Here is a 23,496-nt window from a genome sequence, read left to right on the forward strand (position 1 = left end):
GTCGGCCCCGGGCCGGTCACTCTCACGCTCATGCCTCCGGTCCTGCCAGGACGAAGTCGTCCTGGGTCAGCTCCGCTCGGAGCCTCGCCTCGGCGACGTCGGCGTAATGCGAGGAGAGCTCGACCCCCACGAACTGCCGGCCCTCGCGCAAGGCGGCGACGCCTGTGGAACCGCTGCCGGTGAAGGGATCGAGGACGGTGCCGCCTTCGGGGCAGATCTGCACGAGCTGCTGCATGATCTCGACCGGCTTCTGGGTGATGTGGACCCGGTCCTTGCGGGGCTGGGAGGCGATGAAGTGGCCGGGCAGATAGAGGTCCCGGTCCTTTTCGAGGCTGCCCTTGACGCCCCAGACGATGAACTCTGCCGACTGCTTGAACCCGCCCTTGCGGGGCCGGCTGGCGGGCTTGATCCAGGGGATCGTGCCGCTCCAGGTCCAGCCCGCCATCTGCAGGGCGTCGGTTGTGGTGGGCTCCTGGCGCCAGTCGGAGAAGACCATGGCGACGGAGTGCTCGGTCGCGGCCCGGTACGCCTCGGTGAGCAGTGCGGTCAGCCAGCTTCGATAGCTCCGCTGGTCCCGGTTCTCGCCGGGGAAGTTCTGCAGGTCGTGCGCCGATCCGGCCGTGACGTACTTGGCGCGGGCGGTGCGGCCGGTGCGGTCCGAGCTGGTGCGTCCGCCGGAGTTGTACGGGGGATCGGTGATGACGGCGTTGACGCTCTCGTCCGGGAGGGTCTTCAGCACGGTGAGGGCGTCGCCTCGGTGCAGCGTGTAGCTCATGTGCGGGGCCTCTTTCAGGGCACGACGGGACTGGGCCCGCCCCGGACGGCGGTCAACGGCGGCCGTTCGGAGCGGGATTGCGCCGGAGGTTAGCCGCGATTTCCGGCCGCGCCTAACGAGCCGGTGCCGTGGTTCGGGCCCGGTTCGGCGGTCGTTTGGTACGGCCGGAATCCCGGTCTACTGTCTCGCCACGTCACCGAGGCGGAGTCCGGCTCCACCCCTGCTGACCTGTGCTGATCCGTGTTTCCGCGCCCAAGGACGCGGGCCGGGCGGCACGTTGACTCCCCGTTCCCGAAGCCGTGAGGAGACCCGGTGCACCGCCTGAGATTACGAGCGCGGCTGGCTGCCGCGCATGACCTGAACCCGGTGTCCAGGAGCTACCAACTCCCCTGACCCGGGCCCGCCCTGAGAGGCGGATTCACATCGGCGCGGTGCCGGCGGCTTTGCACGAGAAGTCGGCACCGCGCCTCCTACGAACCACGAGGAGCCGCTGCGATGCAGCACGCCCTGATACGCCCACGCCCTGACCCAACACCGCTGCCCGGCCGGGTTCTCCGCCCCGGCGAACGGCGGCATCAATGAAGAAGACCACCGGAGCAGTCGTCGGTCTCTTCGCCTCCGGTCCGCTCCTGCTGGCCGTTCCGATCCTCGCCGTCGGGGCCGGGACTGCTACGGCCTCCTGCTCGACCGGCGGTCCACAGGCTGTGGATACCTCGGCCGTCGCCGCTCAAGTGAAGGCGATCCTGGACGGCGGCAGCAAGGGCACGGTCTCCGTGCCGGGCCTGGCCGACCCGGACGAGCAGATCCCCAACGCCAAGACCATCCAGGCCACCGGCGTCGCGATGAACATCCCGGCCCGGGGCCAGATCGTGGCTCTGGCGACCGCGCTGCAGGAGAGTGGCCTGCGGAACCTCACCTACGGCGACCGCGACTCACTGGGCCTGTTCCAGCAGCGGCCGTCGCAGGGCTGGGGCACCGCGAACGAGATCCTCGACCCGGTGCACGCCTCGACGAAGTTCTACGAGGCGTTGGAAAAGGTCTCGGGCTGGCAGTCCCTGTCCGTCACCCAGGCTGCCCAGGCGGTGCAGAGGTCCGGCTTCCCCGAGGCTTACGCGAAGTGGGAGCCCTTGGCCACCGCCTTGCAGCAGGCGATCGAGCCGCTGCTGTCGAAGGCCGGCGGCACGTCGCCGAGCCCTTCCCCGTCCGGCTCGGACAGCACGGCCAGTGCCGCGTCAAGTACCGCGGGCGGCTGTACGGCCGACGGGGACGGCACCGACTTCGGAACCATCCCGCCCGGCGCGGTGCCGACCGGGTACAAGATCCCGGCAGACGCTCCGCCCAAGGTCCAGACGGCGATCCGCTGGGCGCTCGGCCAGCTCGGCACCCCGTACCAGTGGGGTGGGAGCTGCACCGACTCCCACGGGAGCGACCCCATGGGCCGCTGCGACTGCTCCTCGCTGATGCAGCAGGCGTACGCGGCCGCCGGGGTCACCCTCACGCGGACGACGTACACGCAGGTCAAGGAGGGCAAGCCGGTATCGGTCGACGCTCTCCGGCCCGGCGACCTCGTCTTCACCGAAGGGGCGGCCAAAGTCCCCGAACACGTCGGGATGGTCGTCGGCCAAGGCCTGATCGTGCACGCCCCGCGCACCGGCGACGTGGTCCGCCTCGCGACCCTCGCGTCCTGGAAGTCGCAGATTCTCGCGGCCCGCCGAGTCGTCTGACCGGCGCTTCTCCCCCTCCCCTCCTGCACTTGCGCTTCGCCCCCTCGGGCTTTGGCGTGCACTAAATCGAACTGGAGTTCACAATATGTACCTCGTCGACAAGGTCGTCCAGCTCGCCTACGACCCCGGGATCAAGCCGAACGAGGGCGGGCTGCCGGGTCTGTCGGTCCTCAAGCAGGTGATGGGCTCGATCAACCTCTTCGGGATCATCGCCGTGGTCGGCGCGCTCGCCGTCAGTGCGGGCGTGTGGGCCTGGGGCCACCACTCCGGCGGCCACCAGGCCGAGGCCAACGGCAAGAAGGGCGTGCTGGTCAGCGCCGGCGCGGCTCTCCTGCTGGGCGCCGCGAACGGTGTGGTGGCGTTCTTCAGCACGCTGGGGAGCCAGGTCCGCTGATGTCTTCCCGCTCCACGAACCCCGGCGGCGCTTCTCGCGTGCGCCGCCGGGCGCTGCTCGGCACCGCTGTCCTGGTAGTGCTCGTCGCCCTCGCCGGCCTGGCCGCCTACGTCACCCGCGACGGCAGGACCTCATCCAAGGTTCCTACGACGCAGGTGAGTTCGGCTTCCCCATCCTCCCCGACCGGTTCTGCTTCCGCCTCGTCACGACCGCACGGCAGCCGCGGCGACCTCCCCGTTCCCCCGTCTACGCACGACCCGATCGCCTTCGGCAAGGCGGCAGCCGCGGCGCTGTGGTCGTACGACACCCGCGCCTACTCCCAGCGCGAGCTGCTGACCGCCCTGCGCGGGTGGCTGACCAGCGAGAAGAAGTACGCCGACACCGCCTCGGTCGACGCGCTCGTCCCCTCGCGCGCGCTGTGGAAGCAGATGGCCGCCAACGGCCAGTTCGCCACCGCCAAGGTGAACGAGGCGCACTTCCCCGACTCGTTCACCCAGGCCCTCCAAGCGGACCCCGGGGCGATCACCACCGCGTACGTCTACGCCGTGACGGTCTTTGGCAAACAGTCGATCGCATGGAAAGGCTCGTCGCACGGCGGCGCCGAGAACCGCGTCACCACCCTCGCGGTCCAGTGCCGTCCCTCCCAGCCCTGCGCCCTGGCCGGTGTCCTGTCGGCCGTCGCTCCCTGACCCCCACCCCAGAAAGGAGGTACCCCCATGGGAGTCTGCGACTTTCCGCTGATGGACAAGGTCTGCGGCGCCGTCGACTTCGCCACCAACCCCGCCGGGACCGTCACCGACGGCATCGGGGCCTGGATCGCGAAGTCAGCTGGTGAGCTGGCCGCCAGCGCGGCCGATCTCGCCGCCAGGGCCGTCAACGAGACCACCGCCATCGATCTCAACGCCGGTTGGTTCCGGGACAACTACGAGCTGCTGCTGCCCATCGGTCTCGCCCTGACCGTCGGCACGTTCTGCATCCAGTTGATGCTCGCGGCCTGGCGACGGGACGAACGCGCACTCGCCCAAGCCGCGATCGGCACGATGACCGGCGTCCTCTTCTCCTTCTGCGCCGTCGCCTTCACCTCCGTCGCCATCACGGTGGTCGACGCCCTGTCCGACGGCCTGTTCCAAGCGGCCAACAGCTCGGTGGACGACGCGATCCGCCGCGTCATCAAGGTCAACCAGTTGGGGCCGATGTACGCCCTCGGCTGGACCATCCCATCCCTGGTCGCCTTCGGCTGCGCGATCGGCGCGTTCATGTACTGGGGCGTCATGGTCGCCCGCAAGGTCGGCGTCCTGATCATGGTCGCTCTCGCGGTCTTCGCCGGAGCCGGTGGCGGCTGGGAGGTCGCCAAGCGCTGGCGGCGGGGTTGGATCGAGGCCACCGCCACCCTGGTCGTCTCGAAACTGCTGATGACCGTGGTCTTCCTGATCGGCGTCTCGGCGATGGGCAAGTCCGATGCCACGGACGGCATGGCCGCCTTGTCCGATGCGATGGCCGGCATCGTCGTGATGGTCCTGGTCCTGCTCTGCCCGTACGCGACCTACAAGTTCGTCCACTGGGCGAGCGACGGAGGCGGACACGACGACCTGCACCGTACCGGCGTCGCCGGCATGGCGGTCGCCGCAGGCGCGGCGAAGACCGCGGGCAGCCTCGCGATGCAGGCCAGCACCGGCACTCCCGCTCCGCAGGGGCCGAGCAAGGTCCCCGGCGCGGGCAGCGACGGTGTCGCCTCCGGCATCAACCCCACCGGCGGAAACCTGAGCAAGGAGGGCATCGACGCCGGACCTCCGAAGCCGCAGACCCGCTTCCGGTACGGCGAGGACCCGAACGCCTCCGGCGACAAGGGCCGCGCCCTGATCCAGCGCCCCGGCATCCCCGCTCTGATCACACGGCCTGCCGACAGCGAAGCAGGAGGCTCCGAGGGCGCTCCCTCCGCCCCTCAGCCCGCTGGCGCGTCGATTCCGGGCGGCAGCTTGACCCGCGTAGGTGCCGCTCCGCCTGGCGGTCCCGCCGCACCGCCGCCGCCCTCCACCGGTCCGTCGGCGACCGGCTCCCCGACTCCGACGAGCTGGGTCTACCCCGACCAGCCGCCGTCGGGGTCCTGAGACCCACGACCACCGAGGGGGCGGGCTGCCCTCCAGCCCGCCCCTTCCCCCCCGAACACCCCGAAAAAGAGTCCGGTCATGACCTCCAGAAGAGCGCGCCGCGCCTTCCGCCCCTTTCCGCCCGCTCCCACTGTCTGGAACCGCCATGTCTGACAACCGCCAGGCCGAAGCCACCACGGCCACCGTGAAGTTCCCGCACCGCAGCAGGCGCGGCATCCTGCTCGGCCTCACCGCCCCACAGCTGATCGTCGTGAGCCTCACCGGCCTGCTCCTGCTCGTCGTGATCCTCGCCCGTGGCGTGGTCGGCGCTCTCGAACTCGTCCCGCTGTGGGCCGCCATCGCCCTGCTTGTCTTCGTCCGCTACCGAGGCCGGGCCCTGGCCGACTGGGCGCCGATCGTCACCCGGTACGCGCTCCGCCGGATGCGGGGCCAGTTGATCTGGCTCGTCCGGCCCTCTCGCCGACCGGTCCGCGAAGGACTCCTCCACCTGCCCGGTACCGCCGCCAGCCTGCGCGTGGTCACCGCACCCGACCGCCGGTACGGCGCGGTCCACGACCCCCACGCCAGCACGCTGACCGCCGTCGTCAAGGTGTCCTCCCGCGCCTACGCGCTGCTCGACCCGGGCACCCAGAACGCCAACGTCAACGGCTGGGGCCGTGCCCTCGCCGCGCTGGCCCGCACCGGCCAGGTCGCCCGGATCCAGGTGATCGAGCGCACCGTGCCGGACTCCGGCGACGCCCTTCGCCGGTACTGGGAGGAGCACGGCCGACCCGACGCCCCGGTGGCCGGCCAGGTCTACAGCGAGCTGATCCAGAGCGCCGGCCCCGCCGCTGCTCCGCACGAGGCATACGTCGCGGTCTCGCTGGACGCCAAGGCCGCGCGACGCCTGATCAACCAGGCCGGTGGCGGTCTGACCGGGTCATTCAGCGTCCTGGCGCAATTGACCTCGACCTTCGACCAGGCCGCGCGCACCGCCGGGCTCAACCCCACCGGCTGGCTCACCGCCCGCGAGATCGCGGCAGTCGTACGAACGGCGTACGACCCCAAGGCCCTGTCCGCACTGGACCGTTGGTCCTCTTCCGGGCGCCCCGAGGCCGACGCGGCCGCCGCGGGCCCGGTCGTGGTCGTCGAGAAGTCGGACCACATCGCGACCGACTCCGCCGTCCACTGCACGTACTGGGTGGAGAACTGGCCCCGCACCGAGACGTCGGCGGGCTTCCTGCACCAGCTGCTGTTCACCGCCGGAGTGCGGCGGACCCTGTCACTGTCGTACGAGCCGAAGGGGCTGGACGCCGCACTGCGTGATGTCCAGCGCAAGAAGGCCAGCGTGATCGCGGACGCCGCCGAGCGGGCGCGGCGCGGCCAGGTCGACTCCGAAGCGGACTCCATCGAGTACCAGGACATCAAGTCCCGTGAGCGCCAGCTCATCGCCGGCCACGCGGATGTCGCCCTGACCGGCCTGCTGACCGTCTCGGCCGACTCCGAGGAGGAGCTTCGTTCCGCCTGCGCGGTCGTGGAGACCGCGGCGGTCGGCGCCCAGCTCGACCTCCGGCCGCTCACCTGGCAGCAGGCCGAGGCGTTCACCGCCGCCGCCATGCCGCTCGCCCTCGCCGTCTGATGCCGGCCCTCCTCCCTTCCGAAAGAGCACCGCCATGTCCCGCACCGCCAGCCCGACCGCGCAGGACTTCGTGCCCTTCGCCACCGCCGCGCTCGACTTCCACCGCGCGCTCAACGTGCCAGGCGGTCCTCTCGTCACCACCCGCGCCGAACTGGACATCCTGCACGCCCATCTCGTCTCGCTGCACGGCCTGCTCGATGCCCACGCCGCCCGCACGGGCCGTCTCACGCCGATCGAGGGCGACCAGCTCAGCGCCGCCCGCACCCGGGTCTGGCAGGCCGCCGACCACGTCCACGCCGCCTATCACGCGGCCCCCCGGCCCGGCTCCGGTGAGGTACCCGACCGCGAGGCGTGCCAGGCCGGCCTGCCGGAAGGCGCACCGGAGCTGACCATCTGCCAGCGCCACCAGCGCACCGCGCACCTGGTCCGACGCCGTACCACCCCGGCCGACCTCCACGCCCCGTTCACCGGCCTCGTCCGCCACTGACATCCCTGTCTTCCGTCTGGAGAATCGTTCATGCCCCGTACTCGCGCCAGCGCCTCCCCCTTGTTCGTTCCCCGCAAGTCGTCGCGGGCCGAGCAGCGCGCCGCCCGCGCCGGTTTCGCCGAGGCCCGGCGCCAGGCCCGCCTCGCCGGAACCCCGCCAAAGCGCCACGACGAGGAGACCCTCGCCCCGGAGCTGCGGCCGACCTATCCGCCGTCCGGACGCCCCGGCCCGGCCTCGGCACGCGGTGGCAAGCTCAACCTGCCCGCCCACCGGATGACCACCGCCACCGTGTCCGGGGCCTACCCCTTCCTCGCCGAGGGCGGACTGGGCGCGGAGGGCATCTTCATCGGCCGCGACGTCCACGCGGAGGCCGCGTTCTGCTACGACCCGTTCTCGCTGTACAGCAGCGGCCGGGTCGAGGGCTTCACCAACCCCAACGCGGTCTTGGCCGGGATCATCGGCATGGGCAAGTCCGCGCTGGCCAAGTCCATTGCCACCCGGGCGATCGCCCACGGTTACCGGGTCTACGTGCCCTGCGACCCCAAGGGCGAGTGGACGGCCGTCGCGCAGGCTCTCGGCGGCTACAGCATCGCTCTGGGGCCGGGGCTCCCGGGCAGGCTGAACCCCCTGGATGCCCCGGCCCGGCCCGCCTCGGTGAGCGAGGACGACTGGTCGACCGAGGTCCGCAAGCGCCGCCTCCTGCTCTTGGCCGGCCTCGCGCGCACCGTACTGAAGCGCGATCTCCAGCCGATGGAACACACGGCCCTCGATCTCGCGCTGGACCTGGTCGTCACCGAAGCCGAGGCAGGCGGCACCGTTCCCCTGCTCGGCAAGATCGCGCACACCCTCGGCTCACCCGAGCACCTTGACCGGGCTCTCGGCGACGAGGCCGGTCGCATGGGGGCCGCAGCGCAGGACCTCGCGCATGCTCTGCGCCGTCTGGTCCACGGCGACTTGAGCGGCATGTTCGACGCGCCCTCGACCGTGGCCTTCGACCCGACCACCCCGATGCTGTCCATCGACCTCTCCCGCCTCGGCGGCTCGGGCGACGACACCGCGCTGGTCCTCGCGATGACCTGCGCGAGCGCCTGGATGGAGTCCGCGCTCGCCGACCCGGACGGCGGCCGACGCTGGGTGATCTACGACGAGGCATGGCGCGTGATGAGGCACGTCGGCCTGCTGGAGCGCATGCAGAGCCAGTGGAAGCTCAGCCGAGGGCTCGGCATCGCCAACCTGATGGTCATCCACCGCCTCAGCGATCTACTGAGCGCGGGCGACGCCGGCTCACGCGGCCGGGTACTTGCCGAGGGCCTCCTCGCCGACTGCTCCACCCGCATCATCTACCGCCAGGAGCCCGACCAGCTCGCCGCCGCCGCGTCCCTGCTCGGCCTGACCGGTATCGAAACCCAGGCCGTGTCCGCCCTGACCAAGGGCCGGGGCCTGTGGAAAGTCGCAGGTCGGAGCTTCATCACGCAGCACATCCTGCATCCGGCCGAGCGCGAACTGTTCGACACGGACGCCCGGATGCAGGCAGACCCCCGCGAGTTCACCGCGCCTGACGGGCCCTCAGTTCCTGGACCGAGCAGGGAGGCGCGGCAGTGAGCCCTCGTGAGGTCTCGGGTTCCCGGTCCGGGCCCGGTCTCCGGTTCGGTGCGGTCGACGACGCCTCCCCTCTCCAGCGCCACCCGTCGACCGGCCCGGTCACGAGTCCAGACAGCGGCCCACCGGCAACTGACGGGAACGACCGCCTCACCGCAGCCCGGACCGAGGAGTTCACCGACCTGTTCCGCGAGGCCGTCACGGAGGACTTCGGCGCGGTGGCCCGCCTGCACCAGATGCTCGAGACCGCCTCCGAGTGGTATTGCGCCAACGCGGTCCGTCATATCTCCGCATATCTACGCGAGCGTCCAACGACGTCGGCGAACGTGATGTCGCCCCCCATGATGTTGGCAAGGCCGTCGCCGATGCGCACCGACGGTCGGCTACCTGCTGTCGGAGGCTTGTTCTTGCCCCAGGCAGGGTTGGTGTTGCCCAGGGTGGGGGTTGCTCCCACCGTGTCGGTAGTCGGGCCCATCGTCAGTGGTCGTACATGGTGTCGCCGTCGTATTCGCGGGTGCCCCGAATGGCGTCCGGATCGTCTTCCTCGCCAGTCCGCCACACGCAGACGCGCACCCCAACGCGGGCGAGGGCGACGTCGAGGCGGTCGCCGAGGATCTGGTGGGCGACGCTGTCGGCCGGCTCGGTGGTGTCGAGAGTGCCGGATTCGACCGCTTCCCATGAGTCGTCGCCGGTGGCGCGATACAGGGTCCACGCCGCTGCCCATGGGTTGCAGCGTACGACCCGGTGCACGTAGGAAGCGGTCATGCCAAGCTCTGCGGCGATGTCAGCGGCGGATCCCCCGTCGATGCGGGCTTCAACGATCATGCCCGGCAGGGCGGGCTCGATGGCCTTCGCGGTGCGACGGATGAGCCCCGCCTCGGTGAGGGAAAGCGACGGCCCGATCCGCTCGGCGAGGGCAGCGCGAGCCTTGGCCGTGGTCGATCGGGCGTACTCCTCGACGAGGCGTGTGAGACCGGACGATTCGGCGGCCTCGTGCTGGCGCTCCTCGGCCTCACACTCCTGCTCGAACTGATCGAAAACGGCGAGCAGTCGTGTGCGCAACCTTCCTGCGGGCGTCTCGTCGAGCTGCTCGTTACTCATGGTTCCTGCTCCTGGTGGCGCGGTCAGGCCCGGCCTCAGGCGAGGCTGGGCGGGGCGGTCAGGCGACGAACAAGGCGCACTGCTCGTGCGGGCGCGGCATGCCGTCGAGGGCGAGCTGTTCGGCGCGGCGCGTTTCGCGCGGGCGAGGCGGTCACCAGCATGCCGGCCGGCTCGACGACCTCGCTCCGCCATGCGGCGGCCACGGCCTCGGCCTCGGAGCGGTCGCGCGCCTCGGCCCGTACGCACCGCTTGCGCAGGTGCCACCCGCGCACGACGGCGAGGATGCCGTTGGGCCCGCCCGCGCAGGGCGCCCCCGCACGGTCGGTCAGGCGCGGGCGTCGAGGATGTGCGCGCGGGCGTCGAGGGCGGCCGTCTCGACGAACCGCCACTCGCCGTCGAGGTCGTCGAACCCGCCCCCCTCGGCCCTCGCGATGGACACCTTGATGGGGCGGTCCGGGGAGATACGGGCGCGCACCTCCCCGTTCTCGAACAGGACGGCATACCCATCGGTCGACCAGGTGCAGACCCACCCGTCGGCGGTCAGGGGCGGGCGCTCCTCGGCCCCACGCTCCTCGCGCGGCTCCGTGATCGAGTTGAAGCGGCGCGGCATGAACTTGATCAGGCGGGTGGGCCGCAGCTTCTCGACGGCGAGGACGAACGCGTTGTCGCGAGTCGAGATGCCCGCGAGCAGATAGTCGCGGCTTGGCAGGGGCGAGCCCTCGGTGGGGACCTTGGCAACGGCCCAGTACCCGTCAACGGTCTTGTCTGCAGTGTTGAACACGACGTACTCGGCGCCGTCGAACTGGAACGTGGATCGGCCTTGGTCGTCGGCATCGGCGAGCTGAGGCTCGGCAGCAGCCTCGCGGCGGTGTTCGCCGTCGCACTTCTCTCCGCGCTTGACGCAGTCGCACGGGCAACCGCAGTCCTCGACGGCCTGTACGAAGAAGGTGAACGCGTCGATGTGGTGCTCGCCGACGATCTCGGCGCCGTTGAGGCGGTTGAGGAACGCGTCGAACGGGCTCGGGTCCTCGACGTCCTCGGCGACGGCCTCGACGTCGGCGCGCAGCCACTCGCGGGCCTCATCGACGGTGCCGACGCACTCGACGCGATACTCGACGTCGAGGCCGATCTCGCGGCTTCCGGCGTGGTAGCGCGTCCGCTTTGTGCTGGTCACAGGGGCGCTCCATTGGTCTGGCCGGGTGAAGTCCGGCGGCATGGCCCCCACACTAGACGGAATGAACCCAGTACACAAATGATGATGTACTGAGTTCATCTCTCGTGTGGGGTGTGGTTTCGGCCCGCTTGAGGGCGGGCTGGCGACCATGTCGGCCCCCGCCACTCGCCACGGCGGCGGCCGTCCTCGCCGGGCGCGGTGCGTCGTCGTGCGCCCGTCCAGGCGCGGTGGCGGGTGTCCGACGCGACATACCCGCTGGCCAGCGGCCTTGGCCTGGGGAACTTCCCCTGGCCAGCAGAGCGACTCTCCTGCTCCCGTCTCCCCGTCCACCGCGCGTTCGCGGTGAGGCACCCCCATACAGAAACGAGGAAGACCCATGCCAACCTCCCCCGGATCCCCGGCCAACCCCGACCGCCAGCCGCAAGCTGCTAGCGAGCAGACGGTATGGCAGGAACGTGTCTATGCCCTGGCCTCCGCCGCCGACGGCATCAGGCAGGCGTCGGACCAGTGGGACGCGGTCTCCGACTCGTACTGCGACGAGGACGGCTGGCCCGTCGACGAGACCGGCTACGCCGACGGCAAGGTGGCCCGGGACGCCGCCGCCTGGGAGCACGTCGAGACCTTCCTGGCCCACGGCCCCGAAGTCCTCGCCAGTGTCCGGGCCGCCGCGGAACCAGCCGACTACGTGGACGGCCCGATCAGCGCCGACTTGCTGCGCCTGCGGGGGATCGACTCCGTACTGGAGCGAGCGGGCGAGATCCGCCGCGAGTGGGATCAGGTCATCGCGCTCATGGAGGGGTCGATGCCCGGGTCGCGGGAGCTCTATGAGGAGCGAGCCCGCGAGATCCGCAACTCCGAAGGCTGGCACTACGCCGACGAACTCAGCTACAGCGGAGCGGCGTTGGCCAGGGCTGCCGATCACCTGGCCGACCGGATCGGCGATGGCCAGTCCGCGCACACCGCGCGTGTCCAGGCAGCCCTGACCCGATCCGCCTCCGGCCAACGCGGCGTCTCTCCCACCTCGCCGCCCGCTGCGGCGGCGTCAGACCCCCCTGCCGCGCGCCGTTCGCGCTGACGCCTCTAGCACCGATTTCCGGCGAGGCCAAACCCCCATAGCGCCGCATCCTCGACGAACGCCACTACCCCTACAAGTCCCCGCCCGGCTGCGGCTTCCCGCCGCCGTCGACCGCTGGGGACGGCCGACCACGGAGAAGCCCACATGCGCCCCGATCAGACCCTGGTCACCCTCCAGCGGGAGGGCACACGCATCACGGCGCGCACCAGCAAACCCTTCATCCAGGAAGCCACCGCTGGCACGTCGGAGCATGACCACCCGTACAGCCACCTGACCACGCCGCTTCGACAACGCGGACTGTCCTGCACCGTCGAGTACGGCCTCAGCGACCACATCGTCCACGCCGAACTTCCCGACGGCAGCGCCCTGATCATCTCTCCGCCCCAGGAACCCCCCACCGACCACCCACCCGGGTATCCGGAGAGCTGGTTGGTGACCCGCGGGCATCCCGACGACTCCACGCTCCACGAAGTGATCTACGACTCGGAGCCCGACGGTCCCCACGCCCGACACGGCGGCAGCATCCCCCGCCTGCTCGACGCCATCGACACTCGCCTGGACCAGCTCGGCCTGCCACCCCGACCGGAACCGCGGCGACCTGCCCAAGAGAGCGGCGCCGACGCGGTGCTCCACCGTGCGGGCTTCGTCCCCGTCGTGCTGTTCCGCGAACGCTTCCACCGGCTGCCCTCCGCCATGACCGACGTGGTCGAGCAGCGGCAGATGGTGACCCGGGCCGTCGACATGCTTCAGGCTGAGGGCTTCGACGTCTCGTGCGATCCCGGCCTGCTCGACCCCAGCCTGCCGTCTCCTGGCCATCAGGGGCTCAGCCTCGGCGACCGGCTCGGCCAACTGACCCAGTCCATCCAGTCGGCAGCGCACACGGGTGAAGTCATCGCCGCGCTGAGCGAGCTGACCGCTCCCGGTGACGGCGTTCTGCAACGCGTCGTGGAGTCCCTCAACACGACGGCCGACTGGTGGGAGGGCCTGGGCGAACCCGCCGATCCCCACTACGCGAACCGGCTGCGTTACATAGCCCAGAAGCTCGACTCCTACGCGTTGGACATTCGGTCCATGCGTGGCGTGCTGGCCGACCGGCACACCGACCACCCCGGCAGGCTCCAGGACCGGGCGGACCAGGTTGCCCCGGAGGAACCGGCGGCGTCCCGGGTCGCCGCCGCTCTCGCGGTCTCGCCGACCGCACGGCGCACGGCCCCAGCCGCGCTGCCGTCAGCTTCAGCCGCACCTGCCTCCCTGCCTCCCGCCCGGCCCTCGTCCGCGCCGGGTCGCTGACCGCTGCCCAGCTTGGAGCCCGCCATGTCCCGCACCAGCAGAACCGTCCCCGCCCTCGACCGCCCCGCACCCCCTGCGCCCATCGGATGGATCCGCCATGCCCACCCCCGAGTACGACCCGCTTCCCGACATCGCGGTCGGCCGCCACCCCGACTTCGGCATCGTCGCCGCCAACCCCAAGCAACTGGCGGCAAGCACCTGGATGTTGAAGGGATTCGACTTCCACCCTGTCCCCGACCACCCCAACCTGTACGCGCTGGCCAACCAGCAGCGTGACGGTCAGGGCCGCACCACCCGGGCCATCGCGCTACTACGCAAAGCCGGCTACCGGGTCGACGTGGACGCCGCGTTCGACCCCTCGCCGACCTCCGGACCAGCGCCCGCCCCCGACCGGCCCCCGCGCCTCGAGCCGGACGTCGCGTTCGCCGAACACCCGCAGCTCGGCGTGGTCGCCGCCACCGCCGACAGTTCCTCCGCTCTCGGCGGCCCGCTCATCCTGGAAGAGCACGGCTGGCGGCACAACCTGGGCCTGGACATCTACACGCTGCCTATCACCACGCACCGCAGCGAGGCGCTCGACAAGGTCGCCACTGCCACGCTGGCGATGCAACGGGCCGACCTCCAGGTGGCCGTGCAGCCCCTCCTCGCCCAGGACATTGCCGCGCGCCACTCACCCGCGCCCACGACGGCAGCGCGCCACCGGCGCGATCAGGGCTTCACCACTCAGAAGCTCCCCATGAGCGCCGCCGCACTCGCCTTCAGTCCCGCCCGCGCTGGCCTGCCCGGTAAGGCGCCGGTGGCCGTGCCCGCCGCCTCCGGCCCGGCGGCCCGCCCGGTGGACCCACGCATCGCGTTCTCCCGTAACCGCTGACCCAACTCCCTGAAGGAGCAGTTCCCGTGGCCGTGAAAACTCTTTGGCAGATCACCCATTCCTGTGGGCACCAGGCTGAGCGAGACCTGTCCGACCGGGCGGCCGACCGTCGCGCCGGATTCGCCGAGTGGCTCGCCAAGCAGGAGTGCACCGATTGCTGGCGGGCCGCGAGGGAGGACGACGAGCAGGACAAGGCCGCCTGGCTGAAGGCCAAGCGCGCCGAAGAGCAGGCCGCGTCCGAAGCCTGGTCGGAACAGTACCGAATGCCGCCCCTCGAAGGCCGCGAGCGCGCCGTCGCCTGGGGCGTGCGCTGCCGCCACCAGGTCCTGGCCGCCGCGTACACCGCTCTGGTCCTCGAAGGCGAGACCAGCGAGGCGGAGTGGGAGGAGATCGAGGAGGCGGCTCGCACGATCACCCGCGCTGGCTGGTGGATTGATCAACGCTCCTCCGAGCCCGGCGACATGACCGAGCTGCTCGAAGCGGCCACCGGCGCCGACCGGCCCACCGAAAACCCCCACTTCTGACGCCCGGTGCCCCGCTTCGGCGGGGCACCGATCGCTCCGCCTGCGCGGACTCCGCCTACGACCAGGGCCTCGACGAGCCGCAGTGAATCAGGCGTCTACCACCCATCTCCGGCCGGGCCAAATCACGGATTCCGCGGATCCTCTCTCCCCGACGGCCCGACCACCCGGGCTCCCGTTCACCACTCCCCTTCGAGGTAGACGCCGTGATCGCCCACCTGCAGCGTGCCAGCCATACCGTCGGCCTCCTTGAGTACCTGTACGGGCCAGGCGAGCGCGGCAACCACACCAACCCCCGCCTGATCGCGGGGGACGGCCACGGTGCCCCGATCGAGATGCTCGCCCAGACCGACGCGCCGGCGCACCTGGCCCACGCCCTCGACGCACCCGCCGAGCGCCTCGGGACCCGAGCTCCCGAGCGGCCAGTGTGGGTCTGCTCGGTCCGCTCCGATCCCCGGCACCCCGACCCGACCGACGCGCAGTGGGCCGAGGTGGCCCGCCGGATCGTGGCGGCCACCGGCATCGCCCCGGAGGGCGATCCGGACGCCTGCCGGTGGATCGCCGTGCGCAACCAAGCACGACAAGTGCACATCGTGGCCACCCTCGCCCGCGAGGACGGCAGCCTCCACAACACCTACCGCGACGCCTTCCGTCTCCAGACCGAGTGCCACCGCATCGCCACCGAACTCGGCCACCTGCCCCCGACCCCGCGCCCGACACCCCGTGCCCAGGAGAACCACGTGCCTGCCCCCTACATCACCATCAGCGCAGAGCCCAGCGGCAGCGTCTCGGCGAAGGGCGCCAGCGACGACCTGTCCGCCACGCTCCTCAAGCACGCCGGTTTCCAGCAGATCGAGGACTGGTACGGCCGCCGCCACCGCCTGGCGACCACCACCCCGCAGGCTGAGCTCGTCGCCATCGCCTCCCACGCAGCCGAGATGCTCCGCGCCGCCCGGTACAGCGTCGATCTGGACCCCGACCTCGACACGAGCCGGTTGACCAGCCCGGCCAACCCTCTCGGGCTCTACACCGCCGGAGCCGAAGTCCTGCGGCTGACCGACCAGATCAGGGCCGCCGAGAACGGTGCCGACCTTGCCCAGGCGGTCGGTCACCTCCTTCATCCCGAACACGGCGTCCTGGAACGCCTCCGGGAAGCTCTGGAGACGGCAGGCGAACAGATCACCGACCTCGACGACGAGTCGTACGCGCTCGCCGACCGGTTCGGCTTCGCCGCGGAGTTCGTCAGCGCGGCGCAATCGGAACTCGTCGGAGCGGGACGCGAACTGCACCGTGTCAGCGGCTCGCGCCAGGACCACACCGGGGCACAGACGCAGTCCCCAGCCCCGCCCGACGCACGAAACGCGGCTCTCGCCACGTCACCCGCAGCGGACAGGGCCAAGGCGTCTTCGGCGCTCGGAACTCCGTCGCCGGAGGTCGGTACAGCCGTAAGTGCGCCGCAGGTCACAAGCCCTCGGACCCGTTAAACCGGCCAAGGTCCGAGGGATCTGTCCAACCCACCCGGCACCGACCCAACACCCCGCCCAAGGAGGAACAGTGCCCGAGTTCTACCCGAGCATCGGCGACGCCGTAGGCGCCGCGATGCAGCACAACATCCGGCTTGCCTACAGCGGCAAGGCGCCCGGCTCCGACACGCCCCCGCAGGTCCGACACCTGCCCCACCCGTCGGCCGACCCGTACTCCGTCCCGGGGATGACAGCCCGGCTCACGGAGACAGCAACTCCCCATGAGGTCGCCGGAATCATCGAGGAGGTCAACGGAGCCCTCGGGGCGCTCCCCCAGCTGACCGAACTCGTGGCCACAGCGGCCGACTGGACCCGAGCCCGTCTGACCTTCGAGAGCCCGCACCACAACCCGACCTTCGAGACGTGGACACGGCTGGCCGCCGCCACCCGCATGCTGCGGGACGTCCAGGAGGAGCTGGAGGTCGCCGGGGACATGATCGCCGCGTGCCCTGTTCAACTCAGCGACCCCAAGTACCACGACGAGGTGCCTGCACTGCGGACCAGGGAGCCGCTCAGCGATGTCGTCGGCAACGACGCAGTCGCGGACAACGAGCCGCCCGCCTCCCGGAACCCGGAAGCGGACCGATGCCAAGCCGCCCGCGCCTCCTCCCCACACGCTGGCACTCAGCGGACCGCGCCCTCCGTCGGCGCGGCATCCGAACCACCCACCAGCGCCCTACCGCCCCGGTCGCCACGCACCCGATGACCTCGGCTTGACCCCCAACTGCCGTCCCCTGCCCCGACAGGAGTTGCCCCGATGCCCAGCAGAAGAGCGCCGCGCGCCCCGCCTCGCCTTGTCCGCTCTCACTCCTTGGACCCGCCATGCCCGCCCCGCGTACCAGCGCGCCCTCGACCACCACCGGCTCCGACGCGCTCCTCTGCCTCCTGTTCGGCGTCCTCGGCGCCGCCATCGCCTTCGGCTCACTCGCCTGGCTGACCGGCAACCTCACCAACGCTCTCGTCGGCACCGGCCCCTGGGCGCCCTTCGAGGCCACCAACGCGCTGTTGCACCCCGACGCGCTGTGGCCGCACCTGAGCCCCACCGCCCTGCTGGTCGGCGCCCGGCTCGTTCCCGGGCTGCTCTCCGTCGTCCTCACCGTCACCGGCCTGGTTGTGTGGCTGCGGCTGCGCGGCGGTGCGAAGAACGGCCTCGCCCGCAGGCGGGATCTCGCCCCTCTGATGAACAAGGAGATCGCCGCCAAGGCGAAGAGCCTGCGGCCGAGTCTGTCCGGCCTCAAACCGACGGAGGTCGCTCCCGCGGACCGCGGGATCCTCGTCGGCACGCATTCCCCGGGCCGGGCCGAGGTCCGTGCCTCCTGGGAGGACGTGATCGTCGCGATCATGGCCCCGCGCTCCGGCAAGACGTCCGGGCTGGCGATCCCCGCAATCCTCGCCGCTCCCGGCCCGGTACTGCTGACCTCGAACAAGGCGGCGAACGACGCCTTCACCACGACGGTGGACGCCCGTGCCGAGGTCGGCACGATCTGGACGCTCGACCCGCAGCAGATCGCCCACCACCCGCGCGAGATGTGGTGGGACATCCTGGCCGACGCCCGTGACCTGGCTGGGGCGAAACGTTTGGCCGGGCACTTCGTCGCCGCAAGTGTCGACGAGTCCAGCGGTGCCGACTTCTGGTCCACCGCCGCGAGCAACACGCTGGGCGCGTTGTTCCTGGCCGCCGCGAGCCATCGGCGCCCGATCACCGATGTCCTGGCCTGGCTCGCCTCCCCCGCCGACCGCACGCCGGTGGACCTGCTCACCGATGCCGGACACGAGGCGGTCGCCGCCCAGCTCCAGGGCACCGTCAGCGGGGCCACCGAAACGCGGGACGGCATCTACGAGACCGCTCGGCAGTACGCGAGCTGTCTGCTCGACCCAGACATCGCCGCCTGGGTCACACCCGACAAGCGCCTTCCCGAGTTCAAGCCCTCCGCGTTCGCCACCTCCCGCGACACGTTGTACCTGCTCAGCAAGGACGGCGGCGGCTCGGCATCGGCGATCATCGCGGCGGCGGCCGACGCGGTGATGCGCGCGGCCGTGGTCGTCGCCGAGCGCTCCGGCGGGCGGCTCGACCCGCCCGCCCTGTGCGTCCTCGACGAGGCCGCCAACGTGTGCAAGATCTCCGATCTCCCCGACCTGTACAGCCACCTGGGCTCACGGGGCGTGATCCCGATGACGATCCTGCAGTCCTACCGGCAGGGCCAGCGGTGCTGGGGCGAGGCCGGCATGGACGCACTCTGGAGCGCCGCCACGGTCAAGATCGTCGGCTCCGGCATCGACGACATCGACTTCGCCGACAAGCTGAGCCGCGCGATCGGGGAGCACGAGGTACGGACCGTCTCCGTCTCCCACTCCGACAGCGGCAAGTCGACCTCCGTGTCCATGCGCACCGAGCGGATCCTCGCCCCCGACGCGATCCGTGCGCTGCCCAAGGGCAAGGCACTCCTCCTGGCCACCGGCCTACGCATCGCGCTGCTCGACCTCAAGCCCTGGTACAAGGAGCCGTCGGCGAAGACCATCGCGCCTGCCTCCGCCGCCGCCACGGCCACCATCACCGACCGCGCACTCGCGAAGGCGAACACCTCCGGCTTCGGGCGGGCGGCATGAGCGGGGTCTGGGACGTCCCCGCCGTTGAACGCGTCGCCGCCCTCCGGCGCGAAGCAGCCCACCACCCCGAGTCCGGAGCGCGGGAACTGTCGGATCTGGAACTCCTCAACCGGGCCTACGAGTCCGCCGTCCGCGACCGGATCGACACCCACGACGCCTACATGCGCCTCCTCACCGATCTACGCCACCACGACGACCGGGTCCGCGCCGGGGCCGTGGCCGGCTTCCGCCCCCAGATCGACCGCATCGCCCGCCACGTCGTCAACGAACACCTCAAGCCCTACTGGCAGTTGGTCCACCGCGTCGAACACCTGCCGGAACGGCTCTCCGCCAGGGACATCGAATCGCTGCGGTCCCAGGCGGCGTCGGTGCGGCACTGGCTACGCCAGGACGGGCCCGCCGAGGACCGGCTCGACCCCGGCGACGCCCGGGAACACCTCAGCACCCTGCGCACCGTCCTCGCCGCGCTCAAGGGACGCCAGGACGTCTCCACGGACGACGCGCTGCGGCTCATGGACGCGGCTCTCAACGACGGACCGCTGCTCGACCTGTTCGAGGTCGGCACACCCGAACCGCTGCCCGAGCCGGCCCCACCCGTCTTCGCCGGACCCGGCTGGACTGTCCACGCCCACGTGTGGACCTACCAGCCGGCGCCCGACGACGGCTTCGTCACCGCCGTCCGGCTCGGCGACGAATGGCGTATCGACCTGTGGTCCCCCGCCGGCCCCCTCCTCGCCTGCGGCACCGCACCCGAGAACGACGTCGCCGCCCTCGCCGAAGCCCTCGTCGCCCGAGCCCCGGTCTGGACCGCGGACCGCTCCGACTACGCCTGGCGCCGCTTCACCGACACCGCCAACGCCCTCCGGCACACCGACGGCACCTCCCCACGAGTCCGAGCCGCCACCGCACGCACCACGACACCCCGCCCCACACCGCACACCCCACCGCCCACCACGTCGTCCCTCCCGGCGTCCGCGCAGACGGCCCTCGACCGCGGCCGTCGCCGCTGACGGAGGGCACGCCGCTACTCGGCCCGGCGTATCCGCACCGCAGTCGTCGGCCTCTGGACCAGGCACCGATCGACCGGGTCACCGCCCACACGAGTGGTCCGGATGTCAGGGCGACATCTCCGACGCGCTCACGGGCGCCGAACCGGAAAGCGGCCATCCGGGCGGCTTCCTGCCTGGTCCTGCCGCTCCGGCACCCCCGTCCGGGCCGACATCGACCTCACGGCCTGCCCCTCCCCTCTACCTGCTCAGGAGTCCCCTCGTGTCCTCGCACACTCCGTCCCCTCCTCCGTCGCGTTCCGAACGCCTCGCCCGGTCACCGGTCGTCCGACGCGGTGGCCAGTGGTGGCTGGTCACCGGTTCCGGATCGATCCTCGCCACCGATCCGACGTTCACCGGCGAGCTGGACCGCTTCGCCGACGCGATGACCGCCGCCGACCAGGCCGTCGCCGATCTCCGCTCGCAGCAGGACGACCCGCCGACTCCCCGCCCCGGGCGGCGGCGATGAACCCGCTGCTGAGTGCCGAGCAGGCGGTGCTCGGCTCGGTGCTGCTCGACCCCGGCCAGCTCGCGCACCTGGACTGGCTCGCGCCGGATCACTTCTACCGGCCCATCCACCAGGCTCTGTTCGCCGCCTTGCGCAAGCTCCGGACCGAGAGCCATCCCGCCGTGGCGACCGGAGAACGCGTGCCGCTGTCCTGGGTGACGGACGCCGTCGCCGAGGCCAGCAACCACGTCCGAGGGCTGACCGCCGTGTATCCCCACATCCTGATTTCGGCCTGCCCGCGACCCGAGCACGCCCCGGTGTACGGCCGGATGGTGCTGGAGGGAGCGATCCACCGCAGCGTGACCGCGCACGCGATCCGCCTCCACCAGGCAGCCCGCGCCGACGCCCTCCGCAGTGAGGTGGAAGGAGCGCTGCACCATGCGGACGTCCTGGCCGGGGTGCTCGAAGACCTCGCGCGCCGCTGGGGGTCCGAACCGCGCCCAGTCGCCCCGACGACACCGCCCCCCACAGCTCCCGTCGCGCCGCCGTCGGTACGAGCGGAACAGGTCGCCGAGGACGAGCAGATCCTGCTGGCGGTCCTGGTCGAGCGGCCGAAGGCGATGGACGAAGTCGTCGGCTGGCTGCGACCCGGCGACTTCGCCGACCCCGCCCACGGCCAGCTCTACCGCTGCCTGGGAGCGCTGCACCACCGCGGCGAACCCATCGACCGGATCACCGTGCTGTGGGAAGCCCAGCGGCGCGGTCTGCTCGCCGACGGCACGCTGACCACCGAACAGCTCACCGCCATCTGCGACGGCGTCGGCGCCGGCAGCGCCGAGTGGCTCGGCGAACAGATCATGCGCTCTTCCGTCGCCCGTACGGCCGCCGCCTCCGCCCGCGCCATCCTCACCCTGGCCGAGAACGAGACCCTGGCCCCCGGACGGCTCATCAGCCACGCCCTGCACGCGCTCGGGCCGCTCGACAACGTGCGCGCCCGCTGGCAGACCGCGAACGGCCACCCCGCTCCGGCGCCGCCCCCCGCGCCGCCGACCGAGGGGCCCCCGACGGCGCAGGTCCACGCCGCCCTCGCTCGCAGCACAGCGCGACCGGCCGCACGGCCCTCGGAACGCCCAGGCTCTGCCTCCACACCATCAGCCGCACGACCGCCCTCGCGCGCCCACGGCTGAGCCGTCCTCACCCACCCACCAACCCAGCCCATCCGAACCGTCCCCACCTTGGAACGCCCCGTGGACAACACCCCACTCTCCGACGCCCTGGCCCTGCGCGCCACGGCCTCCGCCTTCGACGCCCAGCGCGGCAAGCTGCCGGTGCCGGGAGACCCACACCGCTCACCCGACGTCGTCGCCGTCGCCCGCCAGATCTCCGAACTAGGAAAGCTGGTCACCGCTCTGGGCGACGAGGTCCTCTTCCGCGCCGCCGACCAAAACCAGGCGCCCCACACCGCTCGCGTGATCACCAACTTCGCCGCCGCCGTCGAGCCCGCGGGCGAAGCGGCTTCCGCCCTGGGAGCGGTAGCCCACCAGCTCGCCTTCCTGAACCAGAGCGAGAGTCTGCGCGACCAGCCCGACGCCAGGGATGCCCGGGAGGCAGCAGTACGGGTGATGGAGGAAGCACTCGCCACCGCCGGCGCGGCACTGCACGACGGAGCCAACTCCCTGTACGCCGCATCGGCAACGGTCTCTCCCCCGTCCGCGCGGCTCCAGGCTGCCCGCAGCCGGTCCGCGACCACCGCGCGCTCTCCGGGGCCTCCGCCGCCCAACGTCACCACGGCCCCGGCGGCCCCCTCGGACCGAATCACACGTGGCCGGTGACATGGAACCCACCACCGCGCGAACGCCGTTGATCGGCTCGCTCTGCTCGGGTTACGGCGGTCTGGACCTCGGGGTCCAGACCGCGCTCGGCGGCACCGTGGCCTGGCACGCCGAGATCAACCCCGACGCCGCGCGCATCCTGGCCCGGCACTGGCCCGGCGTGCCCAACCTGCAGGACATCACCGCCGTCAACTGGGCCGATGTGCCTCGGGTGTGCGTCCTGACAGCCGGCTTCCCCTGTCAAAGACGTCTCCGTCGCCGGCCGCCGAGCCGGACTCAACCCCCACACCCGCTCGGGGCTGTGGCTGCACGTCGCCCGTGCGGTCGAAGCCCTCCGCCCCTGCTTGGTGGTGATCGAGAATGTCCGCGGACTCCTCACCTCGCCCGCCGGTTCCCCTGGCGACGTGGAATTCTGCCCGTGGTGTCTGGGAGACGACCCAACCCAGCCTCCTGTGCGGGCACTTGGTGCCGTACTCGGCTCCCTGGCCGATCTCCGGTACGACGCGAGGTGGCTCGTGCTTCGTGCCTCCGACGTCGGAGCCCCCCATCGTCGCGAGCGCACCTTCCTCGCCGCCTGGCCCACCGAGCACCCTGCTCAAGACCCCCACGAGCAACATCGGCAAGAACGGCGGCTCCCAGCATCCGTCGAAGAGGAAGAGCGGCGGCCACGGCCCGAACCTGGCCGACGAGGTGGAGTGGCTGCTGCCCACGCCGAAGGCGTCGGACGGGACCAAGGGCTCGCCGAACCAGCGGCACGGCAACGGGGACATGACGCTGCCGAGCGCGGCAGCGTCGCTGCTGCCCACCCCGAAGGCGAGCGACACCGGCACCCCGGGCCGCCGTCCGGGCAAGGACTGGCGCCAGCCCCTGTCGGCAGTGGTCCTGCCGCTGTGGGCGGAGGCAGCCACGGAAGCGGAGGTACCGACGAGCGATGGGGAGCGTACGCCTCCGCCATCGCCCGATGGGAGAACCTCACCCGCCCCGCGCCGCCGCCCACCGACGCCGCCGGACGCCTGCGCGCCGACTTCGTGGAGTGGATGCAGGGCCTGGCCTCCGGCTGGGTGACCGCCACTCCGGGACTCGGCCGACCGGCTCAACTCACCGCACTCGGCAACGGCGTGGTCCCCCAACAGGCGTCCCGAGCCGTGCAGTTGCTGGCACCGCCCTTGCCGGACTGCCCCCGCTGCACCGCGCCGTAGCGCCCCGTTACCCGGTTTCCCCGGCCGCACCAAATCGCGGAATCTCCGCATCCTCTTGCCCACGCCGACCTGCGAAGGGAGCACCGCCGTGACCTCCAGAAGAG

Annotated in this window: 23 protein-coding genes and 2 pseudogenes; 21 read left to right on the plus strand and 4 right to left on the minus strand. The window is 71.5% G+C overall.

Annotated features, from left to right (window positions below):
- Positions 1-28 precede the first annotated feature (28 nt).
- On the minus strand, positions 29-775 hold the full coding sequence (locus OG852_RS21810) for a DNA-methyltransferase (RefSeq protein WP_133910622.1): 747 nt from the start codon (positions 773-775) through the stop codon (positions 29-31).
- Positions 776-1,353: 578 nt separating this feature from the next.
- Here OG852_RS21810 and OG852_RS21815 point away from each other — a divergent pair.
- From OG852_RS21815 to OG852_RS21845, 7 genes are all read left to right on the plus strand, one after another.
- Positions 1,354-2,499: a C40 family peptidase gene (locus tag OG852_RS21815; RefSeq protein WP_133910623.1), complete on the plus strand. Its 1,146-nt coding sequence runs from the start codon at positions 1,354-1,356 to the stop codon at positions 2,497-2,499.
- An 85-nt stretch (positions 2,500-2,584) separates the two neighbouring features.
- Positions 2,585-2,893, plus strand: coding sequence for a DUF6112 family protein (locus tag OG852_RS21820; protein ID WP_046913952.1), 309 nt, complete (start codon positions 2,585-2,587; stop codon positions 2,891-2,893).
- A complete protein-coding gene (locus tag OG852_RS21825; RefSeq protein WP_166663425.1) occupies positions 2,893-3,582 on the plus strand; it encodes a hypothetical protein in 690 nt (229 codons plus the stop codon). Before OG852_RS21820 ends, OG852_RS21825 begins: the two co-directional genes overlap by 1 nt.
- Before the next feature lie 27 nt (positions 3,583-3,609).
- Positions 3,610-5,001, plus strand: a complete 1,392-nt coding sequence (locus OG852_RS21830) for an SCO6881 family protein (protein WP_133910624.1) — start codon at positions 3,610-3,612, stop codon at positions 4,999-5,001.
- Positions 5,002-5,146: 145 nt separating this feature from the next.
- Positions 5,147-6,619, plus strand: a complete 1,473-nt coding sequence (locus OG852_RS21835) for an SCO6880 family protein (RefSeq protein ID WP_133910625.1) — start codon at positions 5,147-5,149, stop codon at positions 6,617-6,619.
- A gap of 34 nt (positions 6,620-6,653) precedes the next feature.
- Positions 6,654-7,106: a DUF6238 family protein gene (locus OG852_RS21840; RefSeq protein WP_133910626.1), complete on the plus strand. Its 453-nt coding sequence runs from the start codon at positions 6,654-6,656 to the stop codon at positions 7,104-7,106.
- A 30-nt stretch (positions 7,107-7,136) separates the two neighbouring features.
- Positions 7,137-8,708: an ATP-binding protein gene (locus tag OG852_RS21845; protein WP_133910627.1), complete on the plus strand. Its 1,572-nt coding sequence runs from the start codon at positions 7,137-7,139 to the stop codon at positions 8,706-8,708.
- 474 nt (positions 8,709-9,182) lie between these two features.
- Here OG852_RS21845 and OG852_RS21850 read toward each other — a convergent pair whose 3' ends face one another.
- The 3 genes from OG852_RS21850 to OG852_RS21860 are packed head-to-tail and all read right to left on the minus strand — an operon-like array spanning position 9,183 to position 10,980.
- Positions 9,183-9,806, minus strand: a complete 624-nt coding sequence (locus tag OG852_RS21850) for a hypothetical protein (protein ID WP_133910628.1) — start codon at positions 9,804-9,806, stop codon at positions 9,183-9,185.
- A 35-nt stretch (positions 9,807-9,841) separates the two neighbouring features.
- The gene (locus OG852_RS21855; RefSeq protein WP_133910629.1) at positions 9,842-10,078 is read right to left on the minus strand and encodes a hypothetical protein; all 237 of its coding nucleotides are present in this window, start codon (positions 10,076-10,078) and stop codon (positions 9,842-9,844) included.
- A 53-nt stretch (positions 10,079-10,131) separates the two neighbouring features.
- Positions 10,132-10,980, minus strand: a complete 849-nt coding sequence (locus OG852_RS21860) for a hypothetical protein (RefSeq protein ID WP_133910630.1) — start codon at positions 10,978-10,980, stop codon at positions 10,132-10,134.
- Positions 10,981-11,356: 376 nt separating this feature from the next.
- Between OG852_RS21860 and OG852_RS21865 the strand changes: the two genes are divergently transcribed.
- From OG852_RS21865 to OG852_RS21930, 14 genes and pseudogenes are all read left to right on the plus strand, one after another.
- A complete protein-coding gene (locus OG852_RS21865) occupies positions 11,357-12,055 on the plus strand; it encodes a hypothetical protein (RefSeq protein ID WP_208117071.1) in 699 nt (232 codons plus the stop codon).
- A 144-nt stretch (positions 12,056-12,199) separates the two neighbouring features.
- The gene (locus tag OG852_RS21870) at positions 12,200-13,345 is read left to right on the plus strand and encodes a hypothetical protein (protein WP_330348751.1); all 1,146 of its coding nucleotides are present in this window, start codon (positions 12,200-12,202) and stop codon (positions 13,343-13,345) included.
- Positions 13,346-13,442: 97 nt separating this feature from the next.
- Complete coding sequence (locus OG852_RS21875) at positions 13,443-14,216, plus strand: hypothetical protein (RefSeq protein WP_133910631.1); 774 nt, start codon at positions 13,443-13,445, stop codon at positions 14,214-14,216.
- A 26-nt stretch (positions 14,217-14,242) separates the two neighbouring features.
- A complete protein-coding gene (locus OG852_RS21880) occupies positions 14,243-14,740 on the plus strand; it encodes a hypothetical protein (RefSeq protein WP_133910632.1) in 498 nt (165 codons plus the stop codon).
- Positions 14,741-14,943: 203 nt separating this feature from the next.
- Entirely contained in the window at positions 14,944-16,221 is a 1,278-nt protein-coding gene (locus OG852_RS21885; RefSeq protein ID WP_330348752.1) for a hypothetical protein, read from the plus strand.
- Between the two features lie 70 nt (positions 16,222-16,291).
- Entirely contained in the window at positions 16,292-16,966 is a 675-nt protein-coding gene (locus tag OG852_RS21890; RefSeq protein WP_133910633.1) for a hypothetical protein, read from the plus strand.
- Positions 16,967-17,082: 116 nt separating this feature from the next.
- Entirely contained in the window at positions 17,083-18,867 is a 1,785-nt protein-coding gene (locus OG852_RS21895; protein ID WP_166663427.1) for a type IV secretory system conjugative DNA transfer family protein, read from the plus strand.
- A complete protein-coding gene (locus tag OG852_RS21900) occupies positions 18,864-19,877 on the plus strand; it encodes a hypothetical protein (RefSeq protein WP_133910634.1) in 1,014 nt (337 codons plus the stop codon). Before OG852_RS21895 ends, OG852_RS21900 begins: the two co-directional genes overlap by 4 nt.
- Before the next feature lie 259 nt (positions 19,878-20,136).
- A complete protein-coding gene (locus tag OG852_RS21905; protein ID WP_133910635.1) occupies positions 20,137-20,382 on the plus strand; it encodes a hypothetical protein in 246 nt (81 codons plus the stop codon).
- Positions 20,379-21,548, plus strand: coding sequence for a DnaB-like helicase N-terminal domain-containing protein (locus tag OG852_RS21910; RefSeq protein ID WP_133910636.1), 1,170 nt, complete (start codon positions 20,379-20,381; stop codon positions 21,546-21,548). The genes OG852_RS21905 and OG852_RS21910 overlap by 4 nt, the downstream gene beginning before the upstream one ends.
- A 60-nt stretch (positions 21,549-21,608) precedes the next feature.
- On the plus strand, positions 21,609-22,193 hold the full coding sequence (locus tag OG852_RS21915; RefSeq protein WP_133910637.1) for a hypothetical protein: 585 nt from the start codon (positions 21,609-21,611) through the stop codon (positions 22,191-22,193).
- A gap of 1 nt (position 22,194) precedes the next feature.
- Positions 22,195-22,368: pseudogene (locus OG852_RS21920) on the plus strand (DNA cytosine methyltransferase); the annotation flags it as partial.
- 121 nt (positions 22,369-22,489) lie between these two features.
- Positions 22,490-22,756 (plus strand): annotated as a pseudogene (locus tag OG852_RS21925) (DNA cytosine methyltransferase); the annotation flags it as partial.
- 327 nt (positions 22,757-23,083) lie between these two features.
- Entirely contained in the window at positions 23,084-23,392 is a 309-nt protein-coding gene (locus tag OG852_RS21930; protein WP_330348753.1) for a hypothetical protein, read from the plus strand.
- The last annotated feature ends 104 nt before the right edge of the window (positions 23,393-23,496 follow it).

It is taken from the genome of Streptomyces sp. NBC_00582 (assembly GCF_036345155.1).
Classification (GTDB): Bacteria; Actinomycetota; Actinomycetes; order Streptomycetales; family Streptomycetaceae; genus Streptomyces.

Excerpts from the sequence above, each read along its gene's own strand:
- OG852_RS21830 (WP_133910624.1), top strand. The coding sequence starts at position 3,610 with ATGGGAGTCTGCGACTTTCCGCTGATGGACAAGGTCTGCGGCGCCGTC.
- OG852_RS21840 (WP_133910626.1), top strand. The coding sequence starts at position 6,654 with ATGTCCCGCACCGCCAGCCCGACCGCGCAGGACTTCGTGCCCTTCGCC.
- OG852_RS21835 (WP_133910625.1), top strand. The coding sequence starts at position 5,147 with ATGTCTGACAACCGCCAGGCCGAAGCCACCACGGCCACCGTGAAGTTC.
- OG852_RS21810 (WP_133910622.1), bottom strand. The coding sequence starts at position 775 with ATGAGCTACACGCTGCACCGAGGCGACGCCCTCACCGTGCTGAAGACC.
- OG852_RS21895 (WP_166663427.1), top strand. The coding sequence starts at position 17,083 with ATGCCCGCCCCGCGTACCAGCGCGCCCTCGACCACCACCGGCTCCGAC.
- OG852_RS21820 (WP_046913952.1), top strand. The coding sequence starts at position 2,585 with ATGTACCTCGTCGACAAGGTCGTCCAGCTCGCCTACGACCCCGGGATC.
- OG852_RS21815 (WP_133910623.1), top strand. The coding sequence starts at position 1,354 with ATGAAGAAGACCACCGGAGCAGTCGTCGGTCTCTTCGCCTCCGGTCCG.
- OG852_RS21910 (WP_133910636.1), top strand. The coding sequence starts at position 20,379 with ATGAACCCGCTGCTGAGTGCCGAGCAGGCGGTGCTCGGCTCGGTGCTG.
- OG852_RS21865 (WP_208117071.1), top strand. The coding sequence starts at position 11,357 with ATGCCAACCTCCCCCGGATCCCCGGCCAACCCCGACCGCCAGCCGCAA.
- OG852_RS21870 (WP_330348751.1), top strand. The coding sequence starts at position 12,200 with ATGCGCCCCGATCAGACCCTGGTCACCCTCCAGCGGGAGGGCACACGC.
- OG852_RS21850 (WP_133910628.1), bottom strand. The coding sequence starts at position 9,806 with ATGAGTAACGAGCAGCTCGACGAGACGCCCGCAGGAAGGTTGCGCACA.
- OG852_RS21825 (WP_166663425.1), top strand. The coding sequence starts at position 2,893 with ATGTCTTCCCGCTCCACGAACCCCGGCGGCGCTTCTCGCGTGCGCCGC.
- OG852_RS21875 (WP_133910631.1), top strand. The coding sequence starts at position 13,443 with ATGCCCACCCCCGAGTACGACCCGCTTCCCGACATCGCGGTCGGCCGC.
- OG852_RS21845 (WP_133910627.1), top strand. The coding sequence starts at position 7,137 with ATGCCCCGTACTCGCGCCAGCGCCTCCCCCTTGTTCGTTCCCCGCAAG.
- OG852_RS21900 (WP_133910634.1), top strand. The coding sequence starts at position 18,864 with ATGAGCGGGGTCTGGGACGTCCCCGCCGTTGAACGCGTCGCCGCCCTC.